The 21329-nt window shown below is 72.9% G+C and carries 16 protein-coding genes and 1 pseudogene; 7 read left to right on the plus strand and 10 right to left on the minus strand.

Going from position 1 to position 21329, the window contains the following annotated elements:
* The first annotated feature begins 569 nt into the window (after positions 1-569).
* Complete coding sequence (locus tag ABEA15_RS24640) at positions 570-1256, plus strand: haloacid dehalogenase type II (protein ID WP_344148961.1); 687 nt, start codon at positions 570-572, stop codon at positions 1254-1256.
* Positions 1257-1370: 114 nt separating this feature from the next.
* On the opposite strand, the gene ABEA15_RS24645 is transcribed toward ABEA15_RS24640, so the two are convergent.
* From ABEA15_RS24645 to ABEA15_RS24655, 3 genes are all read right to left on the minus strand, one after another.
* Positions 1371-1844: a SixA phosphatase family protein gene (locus ABEA15_RS24645; RefSeq protein WP_345559400.1), complete on the minus strand. Its 474-nt coding sequence runs from the start codon at positions 1842-1844 to the stop codon at positions 1371-1373.
* Between the two features lie 277 nt (positions 1845-2121).
* Entirely contained in the window at positions 2122-4524 is a 2403-nt protein-coding gene (locus tag ABEA15_RS24650) for a sodium-translocating pyrophosphatase (RefSeq protein ID WP_425579446.1), read from the minus strand.
* A 744-nt stretch (positions 4525-5268) separates the two neighbouring features.
* A complete protein-coding gene (locus ABEA15_RS24655; protein WP_345559404.1) occupies positions 5269-6162 on the minus strand; it encodes an NAD(P)H-binding protein in 894 nt (297 codons plus the stop codon).
* A gap of 73 nt (positions 6163-6235) precedes the next feature.
* On the opposite strand from ABEA15_RS24655, the gene ABEA15_RS24660 reads away from it, so the two are divergent.
* On the plus strand, positions 6236-6865 hold the full coding sequence (locus tag ABEA15_RS24660; protein WP_345559406.1) for a TetR/AcrR family transcriptional regulator: 630 nt from the start codon (positions 6236-6238) through the stop codon (positions 6863-6865).
* Between the two features lie 17 nt (positions 6866-6882).
* Here the strand turns inward: ABEA15_RS24660 and ABEA15_RS24665 are convergent.
* From ABEA15_RS24665 to acs, 5 genes and pseudogenes are all read right to left on the minus strand, one after another.
* Positions 6883-7266 (minus strand): annotated as a pseudogene (locus ABEA15_RS24665) (helix-turn-helix domain-containing protein); the annotation flags it as partial.
* A gap of 149 nt (positions 7267-7415) precedes the next feature.
* Positions 7416-8084: a DUF309 domain-containing protein gene (locus ABEA15_RS24670; RefSeq protein ID WP_344148976.1), complete on the minus strand. Its 669-nt coding sequence runs from the start codon at positions 8082-8084 to the stop codon at positions 7416-7418.
* Between the two features lie 145 nt (positions 8085-8229).
* Complete coding sequence (locus tag ABEA15_RS24675; protein ID WP_344148979.1) at positions 8230-9141, minus strand: alpha/beta fold hydrolase; 912 nt, start codon at positions 9139-9141, stop codon at positions 8230-8232.
* 22 nt (positions 9142-9163) lie between these two features.
* On the minus strand, positions 9164-9601 hold the full coding sequence (locus ABEA15_RS24680; RefSeq protein WP_344148982.1) for a phage holin family protein: 438 nt from the start codon (positions 9599-9601) through the stop codon (positions 9164-9166).
* 295 nt (positions 9602-9896) lie between these two features.
* Positions 9897-11876 (minus strand): acetate--CoA ligase, encoded by a 1980-nt coding sequence (gene acs / locus ABEA15_RS24685; RefSeq protein WP_344148985.1) that lies wholly within the window; start codon positions 11874-11876, stop codon positions 9897-9899.
* 191 nt (positions 11877-12067) lie between these two features.
* On the opposite strand from acs, the gene ABEA15_RS24690 reads away from it, so the two are divergent.
* Positions 12068-12868: a Fic family protein gene (locus ABEA15_RS24690; protein ID WP_345559409.1), complete on the plus strand. Its 801-nt coding sequence runs from the start codon at positions 12068-12070 to the stop codon at positions 12866-12868.
* 867 nt (positions 12869-13735) lie between these two features.
* Here the strand turns inward: ABEA15_RS24690 and ABEA15_RS24695 are convergent.
* Entirely contained in the window at positions 13736-14455 is a 720-nt protein-coding gene (locus ABEA15_RS24695; RefSeq protein WP_345559410.1) for a sensor domain-containing protein, read from the minus strand.
* A 221-nt stretch (positions 14456-14676) separates the two neighbouring features.
* Between ABEA15_RS24695 and ssd the strand changes: the two genes are divergently transcribed.
* From ssd to ABEA15_RS24715, 4 genes are all read left to right on the plus strand, one after another.
* Entirely contained in the window at positions 14677-16002 is a 1326-nt protein-coding gene (ssd, locus tag ABEA15_RS24700; RefSeq protein WP_345559412.1) for a septum site-determining protein Ssd, read from the plus strand.
* A 196-nt stretch (positions 16003-16198) separates the two neighbouring features.
* Positions 16199-17482 carry a TadA family conjugal transfer-associated ATPase gene (locus tag ABEA15_RS24705; protein ID WP_345559414.1) on the plus strand — a complete coding sequence of 428 codons (1284 nt, stop codon included), beginning with the start codon at positions 16199-16201 and terminating at the stop codon, positions 17480-17482.
* A 183-nt stretch (positions 17483-17665) separates the two neighbouring features.
* A complete protein-coding gene (locus ABEA15_RS24710) occupies positions 17666-18523 on the plus strand; it encodes a type II secretion system F family protein (protein WP_345559416.1) in 858 nt (285 codons plus the stop codon).
* A gap of 7 nt (positions 18524-18530) precedes the next feature.
* Positions 18531-19286, plus strand: coding sequence for a type II secretion system F family protein (locus ABEA15_RS24715; protein ID WP_345559418.1), 756 nt, complete (start codon positions 18531-18533; stop codon positions 19284-19286).
* A 405-nt stretch (positions 19287-19691) separates the two neighbouring features.
* On the opposite strand, the gene ABEA15_RS24720 is transcribed toward ABEA15_RS24715, so the two are convergent.
* Positions 19692-20225 carry a hypothetical protein gene (locus tag ABEA15_RS24720; protein ID WP_344149006.1) on the minus strand — a complete coding sequence of 178 codons (534 nt, stop codon included), beginning with the start codon at positions 20223-20225 and terminating at the stop codon, positions 19692-19694.
* Between the last annotated feature and the right edge of the window lie 1104 nt (positions 20226-21329).

Consider the following 21329-nt stretch of genomic DNA (forward strand, 5'->3'; position numbering starts at 1 on the left):
GGAAAACGTGTCCCGGCGGCCGCGATTTCGCATCCGCGTTCTGTTGTGTCTCCACATTATCAGAATCCGTGCAACCCACCAAACCGAGTGGATTCATCTGGAAATCCGATAACACCCGCGGAATTACCGCACCGCCCGCGAGGACAGGACTAATCCTGTCATACGGAACCCAGTGGGCAAATCGTGTGGATGCGGCCCTGCTCGTCGAACGACGACCGTCGGCCGTTGGAAACGCTGCCGCACTGCAAACCGGCGCTCGAAAGCGCCCCTCTGCAGCGGCTCGACCGACTATAGCCGTCTTGCCGCCGAGCGCCAACTCGAGTCGGCGCTCGACCCCCGGGGGACCGCCGCCGGCGATGTTTGGCCGCCTCCCGGTACGGCGAGATGACTCCTGACACCCGACCGCACTCCTCGCCCGCGATCCGCCGCACCGTCCGCTGCCCAGGGGCGACGCCGCCGACGGCACCGGCACCGCCGCAGGCGGCGGGGCGGCCGTCCGTCCGTCGGCACCGCTGTTGTGGCCCTGCTCACCATGCGTGCCGGCGTCCAGGCAACCGAGGGAGAACACCATGGCCGTCCACCCCTACCACCCCTACGCCGTCGCGTTCGACGTCATGGAGACCCTGATCGACCTGGAGCCGCTCGCCGAGCGCTTCGTGGATATCGGCCAGCCGGCCGAGCTGCTGCGGCCGTGGTTCCTGCGCGCTCAGCGCGACTGCATGGCACTGGGGCTCAGCGGAGAGCTGCGCCCGTTCCCCGAGGTCGCCCGCCAGGCGCTGCGCACGGCATCCGGCAACACCGCGTCCGAGGACGGCATCACCTACGTGCTGCACGGCTTCGGCCGCCTTCCCGCCCACCCCGACGCCGAACCGGCCATGCGCCGCCTGCACGAAGCAGGCGTGCGTGTGGGGTGCCTGACGCAGGGCAGCAGGGCGGCCACCACCGGCTTCCTGGAGTCCTCCGGCCTGGACCGCTTCGTCGACACGGTCGTCACCGCCGAGGAGGCCGGCGTCTGGAAGCCGGCTCCCGGCGTCTACCGCGCCGCGGCCGCCGCGTTGGAGACCCCGCCCGAACACCTCGCCCTGGTCGCCGTGCACGCATGGGACTGCCACGGCGCCAAGCGGGCGGGCTGCCTCGCGGGGTGGTGCAGCCGGCTCGAAGCGGAGTACGGGGACGTGTTCGCGGCCCCCGACGCCCGCGGGGACACCCTCACCGACGTCGCCACCGGCCTGCTGGAACTCACCGCCACCGGCTGAGGAGGCGGCGCCGTCCCGTCGCCGCGCGGCGCCCGGGGGCGGAAGACCTCCCCCCGCCCCCGCCTCCTGCACTCCGCCGGCGCCGCGGACGTCCGCGGTGTCCGGGGCCCGCCCTCAGGTCAGCAGCCGTGCCGCGCCGGTGCCGGGGGCGGCGTAGAGCCACTCGACCTCCAGGTCGATCACCGCAAGGCCCGCGGTGGGGAAGGAGTCCAGCGGCTCGTCCGGCATGAACGCCCCGACCAGTTGCGCCATGGTGGGGTTGTGCCCCACCACCAGCAGCGTGCCCACCTCGGGGTCGGTACGGGAAATCAGCTCCATGGCAGCGGGCACGTCGGCGCCGTAGAGGTCGCGCTCGAAGTCGACGGGGGGCGAGTCCGGGAGCGACTCGGCGACGAGCTCCACGGTCTGGCGCGTGCGAAGCGCGGTCGAGCAGATCACACGGTCGGGGAACAGCGCGCCCGACGCCAGGTGGGCGCCCGCGGCCCTCGCCTGTTCACGGCCCTCGGCGGTCAGAGGGCGCTCGTGGTCGGAGCCGTCGATCAGCGGCTCCGCCTGGGCGTGCCGAAGCACGATCAGTCTTCTGGTCATGGTGACAGCACCGTGGCCACGGTCGCGATCAGCGCCATGAAACCGAGCATGGCACCCACCACGACGGCCAACCCTTTCATTCCTGACAACGGGTGATCCCCTCCAGCGCGGTCCTTCGCCGCTCAGCCTAGAGGGTGTCGGCGACCGCCCGTCGCCGCCTCCGCGCCGACACGGGCACCCGCCGTCCGCACTGCGGCGACTTGGACGAACACAGGGGGCGCGGGAGCCCGGCGATGTCGAACCGGGCTCCCGCGCCCCCTGGGGGACGCCGGAGCGACTACTCCTCGCGGCCGCCGTCGGCGGCGCGCGCCTCTTCCCGGCGGTCGCTCTCCTCACCGCCGGCGGCGCTGTCGGCCGCCGGGTCCGGCTCCTCGCCGGAAGCGACCGCGCGCCCGCTGTCGCCCTCCTCGCCGGAGCCGACCGCGGGCCCGCTGTCGCCCTCCTCCACGGGGACGCTGGCGGCGGCGACGTCGCCGCTGCGGCGCTTGGACCACACGATCGCGCCCACGATCGCAGCGAGCGCGACCACCGTGACGCCTGTCCGCAGGAAGAAGTTGTCGGCGAACATCACGACGCTCGGCGCGATGATCAGCGCGACCAGGTTCATCACCTTGAGCAGCGGGTTGATGGCGGGGCCGGCGGTGTCCTTGAAGGGGTCGCCGACCGTGTCGCCGATGACCGTCGCCTCGTGGGCCACCGAGCCCTTGCCGCCGTGGTGGCCGTCCTCGACGAGCTTCTTGGCGTTGTCCCAGGCGCCGCCGGAGTTAGCGAGGAAGACCGCCATGAGCGCACCCGCCGCGATGGCGCCGCCGAGGAAGGCGCCCAGCGGGGCGTAGCCGAGGGCGAAGCCGACCGCGATGGGGGTGAGCACCGCCAGCATGCCGGGCGTGATCAGCTCACGCAGCGAGTCGCGGGTGCAGATATCCACGACACGCGCGTACTCGGGCTTCTCAGTGCCGTCCATGATGCCCGGCCGGGTGCGGAACTGGTTGCGCACCTCGACGACGACCCGGCCGGCGGCGCGGCCCACGGCCATGATCGCCAGGCCGGAGAAGAGGAACACGACCGATGCGCCGAGGATGACGCCGACCAGCACGTTGGGCTCGTCGATGGAGAGGCTGAACGTGCTCGCGTCCTGCCCGGCCGCGCTCAGCGCCTCCTCGACCGCGGTGCGGAACGCGCCGAACAGGGCGGTGGCGGCCAGGACCGCGGTCGCGATGGCGATGCCCTTGGTGATGGCCTTGGTGGTGTTGCCCACGGCGTCGAGGCTGGTGAGCACGTCGGCGCCCTTGCCTTCGACGTCGCCGGACATCTCCGCGATGCCCTGGGCGTTGTCGGCCACCGGGCCGAAGGTGTCCATCGCGACGATGACGCCGACGGTGGTCAGCAGGCCGGTGCCGGCCAGAGCGACCGCGAACAGGCTCAGCGTCACCGAGGCGCTGCCGATGACGAACGCGGCGTAGACGGCGCCGGCGATCAGAACCGCGGAGTACACGGCGGACTCCAGCCCCACGGAGACGCCGGAGAGGATCACCGTGGCCGCGCCGGTCTCCGAGCTCTCGCCGATGTCCTTGACGGGACGCCGGTTCGTCTCGGTGAAGTACCCCGTCAGCAGCTGGATCGCGGCGGCCAGCACCAGGCCGACGAGCACGGCGCCCACGGCCACCAGGCGCGGGTCGCCCTGCAGGCCCTGGATCTCCTCGCCCGCGCTGGTGAGGCCGGCGAAGCTGGCGGGCAGGTAGGTGAAGGCCGTGACGGTCACCAGCACGGCGGAGATGATCGCGGAGATGAAGAAGCCGCGGTTGATGGCCGACATCGCGGTCTTGTCGCGGGAGCGCGGCGCCACGATGAAGATGCCGATGATGGCGGTGATGACGCCGATCATGGGCACCAGCAGCGGGAAGACCAGGCCTTCGACGCCGAACGCGACGCGGCCGAGGATGAGCGAGGCCACCAGCACCACGGCGTAGGACTCGAACAGGTCGGCGGCCATACCGGCGCAGTCGCCGACGTTGTCGCCCACGTTGTCCGCGATGGTCGCGGCGTTGCGGGGGTCGTCCTCCGGGATTCCCTGCTCGACCTTGCCGACCAGGTCGGCCCCGACGTCGGCGGCCTTGGTGAAGATCCCGCCGCCGACACGCATGAACATCGCGAGCAGCGCGGCGCCGAAGCCGAAGCCCTCCAGCACGTTGGGGGCGTCGCCGCGGTACAGGAGAACGACGACGGACGCTCCGAGCAGCCCCAGGCCGACAGTGAACATGCCCGCGACCCCGCCGGTGCGGAAGGCGATCCGCATCGCCGAGTGCTCCCCGCTTTCACCGCCTTCGCGGGCGGCCGCGGCGACGCGGACGTTCCCGCGCACCGCCAGCCACATCCCGATGAAGCCGGTCAGGGCGGAGAAACCGGCGCCGAGGGCGAAGAACACCGATCGCCCGATCCGCACCGCCATGTCGTCCGCCGGCAGCAACAGCAGCAGGAGTGGGATGACGATGACGAATACGACCAGGGTGCGGAACTGGCGTTTGAGATAAGCCGCCGCACCTTCCTGGACGGCACGCGCGATGTTCTGCATCCGCTCGGTGCCCTGACCCGCGGCGAGAACTTCACGTACCAGCCAGCCGGCGACGGCGAGCGCGAGGAGCGCGACCGCCAGCACCACGACGACCAGTGTGAAATTCATGCCGTCCAAGGCCAGGGCCGGGCCGCCATCGGCGGCTTGGGTGAGCCCAGACAATCCGTCCTCCTAGAGACGGGCACGTTTTGGCCCCCGCGGGGTCGTGCGGTCGCCTCCCAGACCTGTGTACAGGCTCGACGACACGCCCGGCAGGGTCCTGCGGGTGCCACCAACACGGTTCCGTACACCGTTGGCGCCGCATTCGGCGTGAACGGTGTCCGGGGATTCTACGCACCGGTATGGCGAAACGTGAGTGCGGGTCACGAAGTTCGGCTGCGAGGGAGCGATATGTGATCACACGGTGACCTGAGAACGCGGATGTTCTCGGAGAATACCCACGATTTCCACATTTCGGGAAAATGGGGATTAAAATAAGGAAAAGGATAAACCGCGCATAAAGGGAGGAATGAGGCGCGGAGCGCGCGGTTCGGGCATCGGCCCTGGCGGCGCGCAGTGGTGCGGGGCGGGGCGGGGGCGAGCGGCGGACGGAGTCCGCGGAGCGCTCGGCGCCGCGCGAAGGCGGCGGAAACCCCGATGCGTTCAGCAAACCGCATCGCAAAGCCCGCCGCCACCGGTTCGGCCGTGATGTGTCGCAGCGCACGCCGGAAGGTTCGCGGGGGGCGGCGGCCGGGCGGGTCGCACCGGCCGCCCCCGCGGACCCGGCGCCGGCGTCCGCGTCCGCGATCGCCGCGGGCAGTGCGTCGGGCGCGTCGCCCGGGCATTCGGCGGCGGTGGTGCCGGTCAGCGACCTCAGGCGGCCCGCACGGCGGGCTTGAGGGCGTATTCGCACCACCGGCGGAACGTGGTCGGGGTCTCGACCGCGTGTTGCGGTGTCCGGGTGACCCCGAGGTCCAGGCCGTTGTCCTTGGCGGCCATCATGTCCACCATGCCGTGGGCCATGGGGCCGGAGACGCCGCGGCCGGCGAGCCGCTCCACGAGCGCCTCACCGGTGATCTGCCGGTACCGCACGGGCGTCTCGAGCACCTCGGAGGCGATGGCGGCCATCTCGTCGTTGGACAGGTCCTCGGGACCGAGCACCGGAACCTCCTGCTGGCCGCTCCACGTGTCGTCGAGCAGCAGGCGGGCGGCCACGGCGGCGATGTCGCGGGTGGCGACGGTGGGCAGCCTGCGGTCCGGGGCAAGGGTGTCGTAGAACGCGCCCTGCTCCTTGATTCCCCGGACCTGCCGCAGCAGGTTGTCCATGAAGCCGGGCATGGCCAGGGCGCGGAAGTCCACGCCGGTGTCGGCAATCATGTCGTCCATGGCCAGCGACGCGGTCACGAACCCGGCCTTGTCCGCGTAGGCGGTGCCGCGGCCCAGGGCGCTGACGCCTACGACGCGCCGGACACCCTGCTCGCGCATGGCCGCGGCGGCGGGGCGGGTGAAGTCGAGGTAGGAGGCCTCGACGCTGGGCGCGCCGAGGTTGTTCGGCAGCAGCCAGAAGAGGGCGTCGGCACCCTTGAAGGCGCGCGCGGCGACGTCCGGGTCGCCGTGCGAGCCTTGGACGACCTCTGCCCGGTCGCGCACGTCGGCGGGAAGCTTGGCCGGGTCGCGGACAATGACACGGACCGGCCGGTCGTCGGCGAGGACGTTTTCGAGGACCTGGTGGCCGATGTTGCCTGTGGGAGCGGTGATGACGATCATGCAGCCCTTCCAGAGCGGGACTCGCGAATAAAATCAACTCTACCGTACCGTTTACTTTTGGAGACGCAAGCCGATGAGGCGAGAAGGCGAACCGCAGAAGCGGGGGGAGCAGCTGCGCCGCCACATCCTGTTCACGGCCAAGGAGGTGTTCCTGGAGACCGGTTACGAGCGGGCGTCGATGGACACCGTCGCGGTGCGCGCCCGGACGTCGAAGCGGTCGCTCTACGCGCACTTCGAGAGCAAGGACAAGCTGTTCCTCGCGGTCCTGGACCTCGTCCGCGAGCTGTACCTGGGCAAGTTGGGCACCCCCGGCGCCTACGCCGGCGACCCCGCCGAGGCGGTGGCGCTATTCTGCGGGCGCTTCCAGCAGCTGACGGTGTGGGAGCCCCAGGCGCGGACCTGCCGGCTGAGCATCGCCGAGGCAGAGCGGCTGCCCGCCAGCGGCAAGGCCTACTTCGACGCCATGTTCGCCACCACCTACGAGCGGCTGAGCGCCTATCTCGCCGAGCGGTACGCGATGGACCGCCGGGACGGCGCGGCACTGGCCGAGGACCTCCTCGCCCGTACCGTGCTGCCGCGGCTGATGCGCACGCTGCTCGGCGCCGAGGAACCGAACAGGCGCGACCCCGACGAGGCGGCCCTGGCCGAGGACGTCGACCTCGACGCGATCCGCCGGGTGGTCTCAGCGGCGCTGCCCGGCTGACCCAAGCGAGCGCCGAACCCGCGGCCGTCGGGGATGCGGCCGAGTTTCCTGACGTCGATGCGGACCAGGTCCCCGGGGTGCTCGCGCTCGCAGCGGCGCACCGGGGCCCCGGTGGCCCGGTCGCAGGCCGCCCGAGGGGCGGTGGTCGGCGGGTGCGGCGCAGCCGCACGATCGCGGCTTCGGCGGCGGGGGTGCGGTCGGGGCTGGTGGCCGGGCGGCTGGGGCGGTCGCCCATGGCGGCCTGGCCGGCCTCGCGGTGGCGCTTGGTCCGTATTATGGGCGGTTTCGGGTGATACGCCGAAGCGTTCGGCCGCTTGGCGGCGGCCTCAGCCGTCCTCTTCGACGCACCGGGCCAGGCGGAGTCTGCCGGCGGAGGTCAGCGGGGCGTTGCGGTGGCACACGAGGGCCTGCTGAGTATCGGCGTAGATGTCGCAATCCGCACCGGGATCAGAAGGCCCTCTTCTTGTTCAACCGCTGCCGCAGGCGTGTCGGCTGCCGCCTGGCCCCGGAGCGCTGGTGGACCCTTTACCAACGTGCCGGGACATCGCACCTAGTGCGTGCTCTCGCCGCGGCGCAGCCGCAGGGCGCTGGTGTCGATGTCCACGGCCGCGCCGGCGATGTCGGGGCCGACGGGGCTCGTCGGGTCGTCGCTGCTCTGCGCGGTCTCCCGCCCGCCGGGCCCGGCCGGTCCGGCCGGGCCCACCGATCCTGCGTCGGAGCCGGGGTCGCTGGGGTTCTCCGGGGTGTCGACGCGGTCCTCGCCCTCCATGTGGTCGAGGGCGTCCAACCGGTCGGCGACGGACCTCGCGAAGGCGGCGGACCCGACGGCGTCGACCCCATCGGGAGCATCGGGGCCGTAGGGGAGCACCCGCTCGGCACCGCGGCGCAGCAGCCGGGCCGCGCCGACGCGGTTGCCGCGCTGGGCGTGGGTCAGGCCGACCGCGATCTGGGCGAGGCCCCGCCACAGCTCCCGGTCGGACTCGTCCGCAGCCTTCCAGACCGCCTCCAGCACCTCGTGCGCATGGAAGGCGTACCCCTCGTCGAGCAGGCGCTGCGCCTTGGTCAGGCCTTCGTCGGGGGTGAACTCGGCGTCGTCGGGGATGCGCGGCACACCCTCGGCGCCGTGCGGCAGGGGGCGCCCGAAGCGGTCGCGCGGCCGCTGGTTCTGCGCCTTGCCGTCCGGGTTGCGGTCGCGCTTGGTGCCTGCGGAGTCACTCATCCTCGCCGCTCCTGATCTCCGTGCCGACTGCGCTGTGCCCGATGTGTGCCTGTGCCCATTGTGCACCCGGACATGCGGCCAAAGCGGAGGCCGGGTCCGGAAGCCGCCTGTCCGGCCGGGCGAACCGGCATGCGCGCGGTGCGGTTCAGCTGTCGGGCTCGGGGTCGCCCAGCCACCCGATCAGCGCGGGGTCGAAGAGGTCGGGCCGCTCCTGGTGCGGGAAGTGCCCGGCGCCCTCGATCATGCGCCAGCGGTAGGGCGCCTCGACGTAGCGGCTGGAGCCGCGGGCGGTCTCGGGCAGCATCACGGGGTCGAGCGCACCGTGCATGTGCAGGGTCGGCACGGTGACCGGTCGCCGCATCCGGCGCATGTAGCGGCGCCCGTCCGGGCGCACCTGAGAGCGGAAGAGCCAGCGGTGGTACTCCAGGGAGCTGTGCGCCACACCGGGGATGAGAAAGGCGTCGCGGCAGTGGCGCTCGGTCTCCTGATCGGGCCATCCCGGCCGCGACCAGGCGTGGAGCATGTCGGCGACCTGCTGGGCGCCGTCGGCCGTGAGGCGGCGCTCGGGCACGACCGGCGCCTGGAAGCCGACCACGTGCCGGCCCGCCCATCCCTGCCCGCGGGTGAGCATGCCCGCGGCCAGCCGCCGCGGGTGCGGCATCGACAGCACCGCCAGGCGGCGCACCGTCTTGGGGAAGTACACGGCCATCGTCCAGCCGAGCATGCCTCCGGTGGAGTGTCCGACGACGGCCGCGTCGGCCTCGCCGAGCGCGCGGATCAGCCCGGCCGCGTCGGAGGCGAGGGTGATCAGGTCGTAACCGCGCGGCGGCTTGTCGCTGGCGCCGTGGCCGCGGAGGTCGACGGCGACGGCGCGGTAGCCGGCGTCGGCCAGGGCGGTCAGCTGGCCGTGCCAGGACCACCAGAACTGCGGGAAGCCGTGCAGGAGGAGGACCAGTGGCCCCTCGCCGGCCTCGGCGATGTGGAACCTGGTCCCGGCCGCGCTCACGGTCCGGTGGGTCCACGGACCGTCGATCAGGACTGCGGACTCGTCAGTCACCGCACACCGGTGCCGCGGCGGATCAGCCGTTGGAGGCGCGGTTGTCGCGGCGGAGCACCGAAAGCGTGCTCGCGACGGCCGCGCCGGTGAGCGGGAAGCCCTGGCGCTTGCGGAACTGGCGCAGGCCGAGGAAGAGGAGGAGCCCCGAGATGAGCAGGAAGACGACGGTGACGATGAGGAAGGAGAGCCACGGCGCCAGCCCCGCCGCCATGATGCCGAGCCCGGCGGTGATCGCGACCAGGATGAGGAACATGTGCGCCAGCACGGCGGCCACCACGGCCAGACCGGCGCCCATGCCGATCTTCTGGACGTCGCGGGCCAGCTCCAGCTTCGCGAGCTGGACCTCCAGGCGCACGAGCCGGGTCATGCTCCCGCGCGCCTCGGATACGAGCTCGCCGAGGGAGTGTTCGGCGGCGTCGAACTCTTCAGGCTCCTGGCCACCCGACCGCGTCTCGGGCATGGAGACTGCTCCCTTCACTCGGCAGACATCGTCAGCATCCTCGCACATCCGGTGTCGCACGCGTTCCCACACGCCGCTCGCATCCCGCGCGGCACTCCGCCCGGGCCCGCGGGCGCGGGCGGAGTGCCGCGCGGGAGCGGGGGCGCCCCGCTACGCATGCGGCGGCCGGGGACGGACGGATCCGCCGCCCTGGTGGGGCCGCGAACCCGTCCGTCCCCGGGACCGGCGGGCCGCTCGATACGGCCGCCGACACCGTGCCCGGACACTGCCCACCGAGGCGGCGGGTAGTCGTCGGTCACTCGTCGCTCTTGCCGCTCTCCTGGAACGCCTCCTGGAGCGTCTGGATGGACTGCGCGTCGGTGAGCGTGGAGACGTCGCCGAGCTCGCGGTTCTCGGCCACGTCCTTGAGCAGGCGGCGCATGATCTTGCCGGAGCGGGTCTTGGGCAGTTCGGGCACCACCAGGATCTGGCGCGGCTTGGCGATGGGTCCCAGGTGCGCGGCGACATGCTCGCGCAGCTCCTTGACCAGGCCCGCACCGCCCTCGCCGGCCTCGCTGCGGAGGATGACGAAGGCCACGATCGCCTGGCCGGTGACCGGGTCGCTGGCGCCGGTGACGGCGGCCTCGGCGACGTTGGCGTGGGCGACCAGCGCGGACTCGACCTCGGTCGTGGAGATGTTGTGCCCCGAAACGAGCATGACGTCGTCCACGCGGCCCAGCAGCCACAGGTCGCCGTCCTCGTCGCGCTTGGCCCCGTCACCCGGGAAGTACAGCCCGTCGAAGCGCGACCAGTAGGTCTTCTTGTAGCGCTCGGGGTCGCCCCAGATGCCGCGCAGCATCGAGGGCCAGGGCTCGCGGATGACGATGAATCCGCCCTGCCCCCTGGGCACCGACTCGCCCGACTCGTCGACGACGTCGGCGTCCACGCCCGGGATGGGCTGCATGGCGGCACCGGGCTTGCCGTGGGTGATGCCGGGCATCGGGGTGACCATGATGGCGCCGGTCTCGGTCTGCCACCAGGTGTCGACGATCGGCGTGCGGCCGCCGCCGATGTGGGTCCGGTACCACATGTAGGCCTCGGGGTTGATGGGCTCGCCGACCGAGCCGAGCACCCGCAGGCTGGAGAGGTCGAACTGCGCGGGGTACTCCTCGCCCCACTTCATGAAGGTGCGGATGGCGGTGGGCGCCATGTAGGCGATCGTGACGCCGTACTTCTGCACGATCTCCCAGAAGCGGCCCTTGTGCGGTGTGTCGGGCGTGCCCTCGTACATGACCGAGGTCGCCCCGTTGGAGAGGGGACCGTAGACGATGTAGGAGTGCCCGGTGACCCAGCCGATGTCGGCGGCGGTCCAGAAGACGTCGGTCTCGGGCTTGAGGTCGAAGACCGCCCAATGGGTGTAGGAGACCTGCGTGAGGTAGCCGCCGGTGGTGTGCAGGATGCCCTTGGGCTTGGCCGTGGTGCCGCTGGTGTACATGATGTACAGCGGGTGCTCGGAGTCGTGCGCCTCGGCCGCGTGCTCGGTGGGCTGGCGGTCGACGATGTCGTGCCACCAGACGTCGCGGCCCTCGTTCCACTCGACGTCCTGGCCGGTGCGGCGGACCACGAGCACGTTCTCGACGGCGGGGCGGTCGCGCACGGCCTCGTCGACGGCCGGCTTAAGCGAGCTGGGCTTGCCCCGGCGGTAGCCGCCGTCGGAGGTCACGACGAGCTTGGCCTCGCTGTCGTCCAGGCGGGTGCCCAGGGCGTCGACGGAGAATCCGCCGAAGACGACCATGTGGACGGCGCCGATGCGGGCGCAGGCCAGCATCGCGACCACGGTCTCCGGGATCATCGGCATGTAGATGGCGACCCGGTCGCCCTTGCCGACCCCGAGCTCGGTCAGGGCGTTGGCCGCCTGGCAGACCATGTCCTTGAGGTCGGCGTAGGTGATGGTGCGGGTGTCGCCCGGTTCGCCCTCCCAGTGGAAGGCGACGCGCTCACCGCGCCCCGCGTCGACGTGCCGGTCCACGCAGTTCACCGCGGCGTTGAGCTTGCCGCCCGTGAACCATTCAGCGAACGGGGGATTCCAGTCCAGGACGTTGCTCCACGGCTGCTCCCATTGCAGCCTGCGGGCCTGGTCCTCCCAGAACCGCAGCCGATCGGCGGAGGCGGCGTCGTAGGCGTCGGCCTGCACGTTCGCGTCTGCGGCGAGATCCGCGGGGGGCGGGAAGCTCCGGGACTCCTGAAGAAGGTTGGACAGTGTTTCCTGACCCTGCCCCTGGGGAGTCTCAGCCACTGTAAAGTCTCCTTACTTAATCCGGTCCACAGAACATATCGTGTGGTGGAACCCACTTCATCAAGTGGTGGCCGCAACATACAAGGGGCCGCTCCCGGGCCTGTGGACGGGCGGTCTCCCCTGGGGACGGGCGGTCCTTCCCGGCCCATGGGCGGACGCGGCCACGGCCTACCGGTGAGTAGGGTGAGGGCGTGAGCTCAGTTCCCGATGAGCCCCTGCAGCCGGTGGCCGACCTCCCGGGTGTCGGCGCCGCCGTCGACGAGGCCCGCGCCGTCGTCGACCGCCTGCTGGGGCACCGCATCCTGCGCAGGCGCAGCAGCGACGTGTCCATGGAGTCGGCGCTGCGCGGCGCCCGGGCCTCGGCGGTGCTCGACGGCGCCGACGCCGACGTGGAGCAGGTCCGCGCCGGGCGCAGCGACGACCCGCGCGTCAAGGGTGCGCTGCGCGTCTCCGGTGAGCTCGGGCTGCTCGGCGAGACCTGGCCCAAGGCGCCCCGCCAGGTCCTCGCCCGCCTGCATGCGCTCGCGGCGGCGGACGGGACGGCCGCGGACGCCCTGGGCCGCCCCCGCGCCGACGGCGAACCGGCAGGAGACCCGCTCGGGCTCGGTCCGGCGCCCGGGGCCGGCGAGGTCGCGGCGCGGCTCGACGGCCTGGACACCCTGCTGGCCGCGCGAGCTGCGGTTCCGGCGCTGGTCGTCGGCGCGGTCGTGCACGGCGAGCTGGCCGCCCTGCGTCCCTTCGGCTGGGGTGACGGTGTGGTCGCACGCGCCGCGGAGCGGCTGACGCTCATCGGGCGCGGGCTCGATCCCAAGTCGCTGGTGCCGACCGAGCTCGGCTACCTGGAGCTGCGCGAGGAGTACGGGCCTGCGCTGCGCGGCTACCTGAGCGGCACCCCGGAGGGTGTCGGCGCGTGGGTCGTGTTCTGCTGCCGCGCCGTGGCCGCCGGCGCCCGCGACTCGCTCGCCACGTGCGAGGCACTCCAGCGGGGCTGATCCGCCGCGCCGTGCGCGCAACCGGGCCACCGGATCGCCGTCGGTGCGGGGCTCCGCATATCTCGATCGGGTTACTCTTGCCCGCCGGTTCCCTTCGCGCGGGCCCGCGGGCGGCCTCCGCGGGCGCCGAAGCGGCGCCGCGCGGTCGGGCTTCGGGCCCGTCCCGCGCCATGCCCCCCCCGGCCGAGCCGGTGCGGCGCCCGACTTTCACCTGACAATCAGACGACGATTTGCCCGATTCGGGACCTTCTTTGAGGCCCGTGCGAAAAAAGAGGGCGGTACCCCGCCCGGCCGGTGAGCCGGAGCCAGGGCACCGCCGTGAGCACGAAAGACCGGGCTATCATGCGTGCTTGGTCATAGTCCGACCAGGGATTTCTCCCTGACCTGGACGAGCCTCCCGCGGCTTGGTGACGCGTGGGTACCCGGCTCCCGTGTTCGGTGGATCACCAATCCACCTTGTCCTTCCTTTGTACGCCGACGGCCGGCCGCTGAAAAGACCCCGGAAGGTCAAAGATCGGCCGACCGCCAATTCGCCGTGGTAGCGTCCCGTGCTATACCTATTACCGAGGTGCCGCACCCCCTCGCCCTCCCCTCAGCGCGCACCCGAATGCCCGTGTTCGACTCTGGTGCAATTTCCCCGCTTATGTGACGATATGGCGATGGTGCGGCCCTGAGCCGCCCCATACATCGCCGGGCGCACCACCCGGCGACCGAGACTTATCCGGGAACGGTCCCGGCTCTCCCCCCCAGAGCCGGACCCGTCAGACGGCCCCCGCTATCCCCCCGGCGGGGGCCGTCGTCATGTCCGGTCCGGGCCGGTCCGGGGTGCATCGGACCGGCCCGGGTCCGGACGGCGTATCCGGGACCTCAGCCGAGGACGGTGCTCGACACCGCCCTCGCAGCGGCCCCGGCACCGGCGCCCTCCGCTGTGGGCCCTCGGCGGGCGTCGACCGCGCCGGTCCCGTAGGAGGCGGGGAGCGCACCGACGGCCACGGGGCCCTGTCCCACCCCGGCCACCAGCAGGGCGGCGCCGCGCACCACCGCAGGCAGCGTCAGCGCGGCCGCGGCGCCGATGCCGAGGTAAAGGGCGAGGGCCGGCCCGTAGCCCGCGCCCAGCCCGATCAGCTCAGCGAGCGTGGTGTTGCCCGGGATGCGCGCGGTCGCAGCGCCGTAGACCGGGTAGAGCAGGCCGCCCAGCGCCAGCGACCACCAGGTGACCGTGACGGCGAACCCGGCCACGGCCACCGGCAGCCGCAGGACGGCACCCAGCGCGTCGAACCAGCTCTGTGCGCAGCGCAGCGGGTCGAGCAGCCGGCTCCACGCCCCGGCCCCCGCGGGTGGGGACCGGTACCCCGGCGGCGCCGGCGGAGAGGCCAGCACGTTGGTGAGCCATGCACGGTCGACGATCGCGATGCCGCGGGCGGCGCGCAGGGTGAGGGCGGCGACGGGCAGGCCCGCCACGATGGGCAGCAGGCCGGCGCCGAGCGCCAGGCCCGTCACCACCAGGACGAAGCCGACGATGGACAGGGGCAGGCACAGGAGCGTGTAGCGGGTGTCGGCGGCGAGGCGGCGCAGGATCGTTCGCATACCGGCAATGCTCGCGGTCCGACGGCCGCCGGTGCACTGGCGCGCGGACGCCGAACAGGGGTGGTGCGTGTACCACCTCCGGGCCGCCCCTTCCCGTCCGCCGCCCTCCGGCGGCGACCGCGGCGCAGACGGCGCTTTGTCCACAGGCTGGGAATCGGACTTTCGCCGGGACATCCCGTCCGACGAGCGTGGGGTGAGCGTAGTCCGCACCGGGAGGCCCCATGGACCCGTCCGCCCCTGCCCGCCCCCTCCTCGTCACCGAGGACCCGCGCCTGCTCGACGACCTCCTCCGCCTGGCGGCCGCGGCCGGGGTCGAGGCGACCGTCGCCCACCACGCCGCCCAGGTGGCGCCCGAATGGGACCGCGCCCCGCTCGTCGTGGTCGGCGCCGACCTCCTGCCCGCGCTCGCCCGGCTGGAGCCCGAACCGCGGCGGCACGTCCTCGTCGCCGGACTCGGCGACTCCGCGCGCGGTTCCGCGGCGTGGGAGGCCGCGCTGCGCGTCGGAGCCGGGGCGGTCCTCTCCCTGCCCGCCGACGAATCGCGGCTGGCGGGCCTGCTCACCGACTCCGCGCACGCCGGCGCCGGGCGTGCGCCCGTAGTCGCGGTCGTCGGCGGCCGCGGCGGCGCGGGAGCCAGCCTGTTCGCGCTCGCGCTGGCCCTGTCGGCGCGGCGCGCGGGACTGCAGAGCGCACTCGTCGACGCCGACCCGCTGGGCAGCGGCCTCGACGCCCTCCTCGGGCGGGAGGAAGCGCCCGGCGACCGCTGGGGCGACCTCGTGGCGCGCCAGGGGCGGCTGAACTGGTCGGCGCTGCGCTCCCGGCTGCCGGACGTGCGCGGCGCCGCCCTCGTCACCTGGGAGCAGGGGCCCGCCGCCCCGGTTCCGCCCGCCGCCATGCGCGCCGTCCTCGACTGCGCCGTCCGCGGCGCGGACCTCGTTGTCGCGGACCTGCCGCGGGCGCCCGATCCGGCGGCCGACGAGGCGCTGCGCCGCGCCTCCGTCGTGCTCCTGGTGGCGCCGACCGAGGTGCCCGCGGTGTTCTCGGCCGCCCGGACGGTGCCGCGCCTGCGGCGGACCGCGGGCGACGTGCGGCTGGTCGTGCGCGAGGGCTCCTCGGCGGTGACCGCGGCCGACGTCGCCCGCACCCTCGGCCTTCCCGTCGCCGGACGCTTCCGGGCCGAGCGCGGCCTTCCGCGCAAGCTCCGCAACGGCACGCTGCCCGCCGGCACCCGCGGCTCGCCCCTGGCCGGCTGCGCGGACCGGCTGCTCGCGAGCGTCCTGCCCCCGCAGCCGCACGCCCAGGCAACGGCCTCGCACCCGCAGGCGACGCCCGCACAGCGAGCGCGGCCGCCGCCTGCCGTCGCGGCCCGGCGCCTTGAGCCGGGCGGGGGCGGGGATGGCCCGAAGAACCGGCGGCGGTCCGCGTCCGCGAACCCGAGGCGCCCGGCCCGACCGACCGGCGCCGGACCAACCACGACGCACCGAAGTACGAGCCGATCCGTGGGCCACCGAACGGGTGAATCCCCGAATGGCCGTGCATTCGCATAGGAAACGTACGGATCAGACGTTTTGATCCTTCATTGTCTCCATCCGAATTGGAGACGCACCGAAGATCACAGAAACGGCGAAATATGCGGATCAGACGAGACCGGCCGATCCGGGCGCCCAGAGGGGCCGGGCGGTCGTCGGCCATGCGGGCCGCCCCTTCGCGCACCCTCGTCGCCCCGAACGAAAGGACCGCCCCATGGACACCGGGTACGCCGCGAACGCGCGGACGGCCGAACCGTCCACGGCCGGCGCCGATCCCGGGCTGCTCGCGGCCGTGCGCACACGGCTGGCGCGCGAAGGCGGAGACCCCGCTCCCGCCCGGGTGGCGGCGGCCGTGCGTGCCGAGGGATCCGTTCTCGGAGACGCCGAAGTGCTGGCTCTCGTCCGGCTGCTGCGGGCCGACATCGCGGGTGCGGGCCCGCTCGACCCCCTGCTCAGCGACCCGCGGATCACCGACATCCTGGTCAACGGCCCCGCGGAGGTGTGGATCGACGACGGCTCCGGCCTGCGGCCCGCACCCGGCATCCGGTTCCCCGACGACGCCTCCCTGCGGCGCCTCGCCCAACGCCTCGCGGCCCAGGCCGGTCGCCGCCTCGACACCGCCGCGCCGTGGGTCGACGCCCGGATGCCCAGCGGCGGTCGGCTGCACGCGGTACTGCCGCCGGTGTCCCCCGAGGGGGTCTGCCTGTCGCTGCGGCTGCCGCGCCGCTCGGTGTTCACGCTCGCGGAACTGGTCTCCTCCGGCACGGTTCCCGCCGCTGGTGCGCGGCTGCTGCGCAGCCTGGTCACCTCACGCTCGGCGTTCCTCATCTCGGGCGGCACCGGTACAGGGAAGACCACCCTCCTCTCGGCACTGTTGTCCCTGGCGGACCCGGCGGAGCGGGTGCTGCTGGTCGAGGACTCCGCCGAACTCCGCCCCGACCACCCCCACGTGGTGCGGTTGCAGGCCCGCCCGCCCAACATCGAGGGGACCGGCGAAGTCGGCCTGCACGACCTGGTGCGCCAGGCCCTGCGCATGCGCCCCGACCGCCTCGTCGTCGGGGAGGTCCGGGGCCCCGAGGCAGTCGTCCTACTGAACGCCTTGAACACCGGCCACGAAGGAGGATGCGGCACGCTGCACGCCAACGCGGCGGTCGACGTCCCAGCCCGGATCGAGGCACTCGCCTGCGCCGCAGGGCTCAGCAGGGAGGCCGTCCACAGCCAACTTGCCGCCACGCGCGCGCTGGTCGTCCATGTGGCACGAGGACCGGACGGCACCCGGCGCGTCGCCGACGTGTGCGTTCTCCGCCGAGAACCCGCCGGAACCGTGCGGGCGCACCCGGCGGTCTCCTTCGCCGGCGACGGCACGCTCACCGAGCACGCGGCACTGCGCGACCTTCTCGCCCGCATCGGCGACACCTGGCAGGGCCCTCCAGCCGAAGAAGCCGAGAGCGTCACGGGCGCCGAGAGGATCGAGGGCTCTAAGCGTCCCTCTCCGTAGAACAGGCGGCGGGCGAACGACGCCGCTCACCCCGCACATCCGCACCCCCGCACAGCCGCACAGCCGCACAGCCGCACAGCCGCACAGCCGCACAGCCGCACACTGAGGAAGTGTCTGCCTTCCGGCCACTCACTTCCGAACCAGCGGTCCGGGCCCACCCAGCGACCCTTGATCGGAGTCCGCATGTCGACATATACATCCGTCGCCCTGTCCACACCGACGCACGTGCACCTCCTCGCCGCGCTTCTCTCCGACCCCGTGCCAGCCGCCACACAGTGGCTGGCCGAGCGGGCGGACTGGCTTTTGGGGTTGGGCGCCGCGGGGCTGGTCGCGGTCGGACTGACGCCCGCCACCGAGGTAGTCCGGTTGCGTGCCCTAAAGGCCTTCGGTGGCCGACTCGGCGGCAGAGCGCGGCACCGAACGCGCGCGGTCCAGCTGGCGAGCCGCCTGCGCGAGCGGCTCCGGTTCGCCGCAGGGCGCGTGCAGAGCAGACGGCGTGGAGCCGCCGTCGAGCTGTGCCGGGTTTTGGCCGCCGAGTTGCGTGCGGGACGCGATCCGGGAACGGCAGTGATCGCGGCGGTCGGCGAACTCGATGCCGAGTCCGAGCGCGAGCTTGCTCCGCTTACCGCGGCCGCCCGGAGCGGGCAGGACCCGGTGCCCGAGCTGCTCGCCCTCGCCAAAGCGCGCGGCTCGGGCGGACTCGGTCAGCTCGCCGCCTGCTGGCGGGTGGCGACGAACACGGGTGCTGGGTTGGCGGACGTCGTCGACCGGCTGTCGGTGTCGCTGACGGCGGACGAGGCGCTGCGACGCGAGGTCGGCGCCCAACTCGCGGGTCCACGCGCCACCGCCGTGATGCTCAGCGTGCTTCCCGTGCTGGGCCTCGGGATGGCGACCGCCTTGGGCGGATCACCTCTCGCATTCCTGTTCACCACACCTGTCGGTCTGCTGTGCCTGGTGGTCGGTCTGCTGCTTGATGCGGCTGGTCTGTTCTGGACGCACAGAATGGCTCGCCGCGTGCTCACCGAAACCGGGATGGCGTGAGCTCGCCATGGGTCTGGTCGAAACCTCCGTGGTGGCGCTGGGCACGGCCGCGGTGCTGCTGCTTCGCGGCGAGTCCGCGCGGAGCCGGGCACTGCGACGGCTGCGACGGCTGCGCCCCGCCGAGCCGGAGCGCACCGAACGCGCCCACGGAGACCCTCGTCGCCTGATGCTGCTTTGGGGCGTGCCCTGCGCGCCGCCGGCGACGCTGCTGTTCGTCGTGGGCCCGCTGGCGGCGGTGCTGGTCGGCCTGCCGATCGCGGCGGCCCTGCGCTGGCGCCTCGCACGCGGGGACCGGCACACCGTCTCACGCGCGGACCGGGCCCGGATGCTGGCCGGTCTTCCCGTGGCCGTCGACCTGCTGGTTGCGGGGCTTCGCTCCGGCGTAGCCCTGGAGAACGCGCTCGGCGCCGTCGCCGCGGCAGTCGGGGGGCCACTGGGGCACTCACTCGGCGAGGTCGCCGAGCAACTTCGGCTCGGCGCCGATCCACGGGCCGCCTGGGCCGCGGCGGCCGATACCGATGAGTTCGCCGCGATCGGGCGCGCGCTGGTACGGGCGAGCGAGAGCGGTGCACCGGTGGCCGCCATCCTCGAACGCCACGCCGCCGAGATCCGCGACACCGCTCGCATCCGCGCCCTCGCACGCACTCAGCGCCTCGGCGTACTCAGTGCCGCCCCGCTCGGCCTGTGCTTCCTGCCCGCCTTCGTCCTCATCGGAGTGGTCCCGCTGGCCGCGAGCCTGATCTCGGGTCTGACGCTGCCGTGAGCCGGGCTCCGGAAGCGGTTCGGACGGGGGAGGTCGCGCATCCGAGCGGATGAGGTTGAGCGGCGGGGCCAGGGCTCCGGAGGACGGCGCATCTCGGGGAGTGGCACAGCTCCGTCGGAGCCGCCGGCCATCGGTCGGCACGCCATCGGTGGCCGCGGGCTTGTGCGGCGGCATTCGAGCGTATTCGCAGCCCGCCAAGCGCATGCGTCGGGCGTCCGGCTTCCCCAGACCCATCATGCGAGCGCGCCGTCCTTCGGCGGGGGGAGGCGGCGGGTAGGAGAGTGCGGGGCTCTTGGCGGGCGGCAACCTTCAGCCACCGGCGACCCCGGTGCAGGCGCGAGTGCGGGCGCAGGGGCGCCCCCGCTCTCCCATTGGAGTCGGCGGACGTCCGAGGTAGGGCCTCACTCACGCGCCGTCGGCGCCGCGCTTTTCGGCGCGGCGTACGAGCTCCTCGAACTCCTGCATCAGCCGCTCGCACTCCCGTTCGACGTCCTCGTTGGAGCGCGCGGCCAAGCGCTCAAACTCGTCCTGGGCTTCCGAGCCGATGTCACCGCGGGCAAGCTGTTCCGTGAGCGTGCGCCGACGCAGTTCGATGCTTTCGGCGTTTCGGCGCCGCATCTCGTCGACTCGCTGCTGAAGCTCCGCGCCATAGGCCGCGAGGTCCGATGACGACGGGGCGGGGCGAAGCATCTGACGGATCCGGCCGCGTAGCTGCGCCGCCTGCGCCCGCTGGTTGCGCGCGAAGGGCACCCGCACCGATTCGCCGCCGCCGAAGCGAAACTCCAACGTGCCTTGGCGCGAAAGCCGCCCTCCGCTGATCGCCACTCCGGCAAGCTCGGCAATGCGGCGAGACACCGTGCCGGACTGCTCCCGGATCTCAAGCCGGTCGCCGTCGAGGTGCACGTCCGCACCCAACCCGCTGTCGAAACGCACTTCCACCGCCGCCCTTCACCCGCCCGGTCCGCCGCCCTGCCGACGACCGAATGCTAGCGGGAGTTCTCGCGTTAGAGCAGGACACGGCGAGATAAGAGGTTTGTGCCCACCGGTAGGGGCACCCACTGCTGACCCGTGGGACACAGCAGCACAGGCAGCGGCGGTTCGGTCGGCGGGTAGCGGTTCGGGTGCTCACCGGCTGCGCACCCGGCGAGGCGGCGAGGGCGGTGGGTGGTTGGGCCCGCGCCCAGCGATCCGGTGGCCACCGGTCGAGCCTGCAACGAGGCAGCAAATGCAGCGGACGGCTCAGCCTGCGGTCAGCGGTTGGGGTGCTGGCCGGTTGGGCGCGTAACTGGGGCGGCGAATACGGCGGACAGTTGAACCCACGCCCACCGGACCGGGTCCCCGGCAGTTGCGCGTGCGACGGGGCAGCAAAGGCAGCGGACGGTTCCGCCCGCGCCCATAGTTTCGGGTGCCCGGCGGTAGCTCACGAAACGAGGCGACGAGGCGACGGATGGTCGGGCCCGCGATCACCGCTCTCGGTGCCCGCCGGTCGAACCTGCGACGGTTAGCGAAGGCAGCAAGTGGTTCGGTCGGCGGTCAGCGATTCGGGTGCTCGCCGGTTGCGCACCCGGCAGGCGCGGCGAAGACGGCGGACGGCTCAGCCCACGCCCACCGGACCGGATGCCCGCCGGTTGCGCGTATGACGCGGCAGCAAAGGCGGTGCGTGGCTGGCCCGCGAACAGGGTTCGGGTGCTCGCCGGTCTGGCGGGCGACGGGGCAGCAAACGCGGTGCGTGGTTGGCCCGCGGTCACCGGTTCGGATGCTGGTCGGTCGAGCCTGCGACGGGGCAGCGAGGACGGCGGGTGGTAGGGCCCGCGCCTACCGGACCGGGTGTTCGCCGGTCGGGTGCGCGACGAGGCGGCGAGGGCTGCGGGTGGTTGGGCGCGCGACCAGCGCTCCCGGTGCGTGCTGATTGCGCATGCAACGGGGCAGGGAAGGCGGCGGGTGGTTCTGTCGGCGGTCAGCGGCTGGGGTGCCCGGTGGTTGGGCGTGCGGCGGGCGGCGAGGGCAGCGGTCGGTTCGGCCTGCGGTCACCGCTCCGGGTGC

Source organism: Streptomonospora halophila, from assembly GCF_039542725.1.
GTDB classification, from domain to species: domain Bacteria; phylum Actinomycetota; class Actinomycetes; order Streptosporangiales; family Streptosporangiaceae; genus Streptomonospora; species Streptomonospora halophila.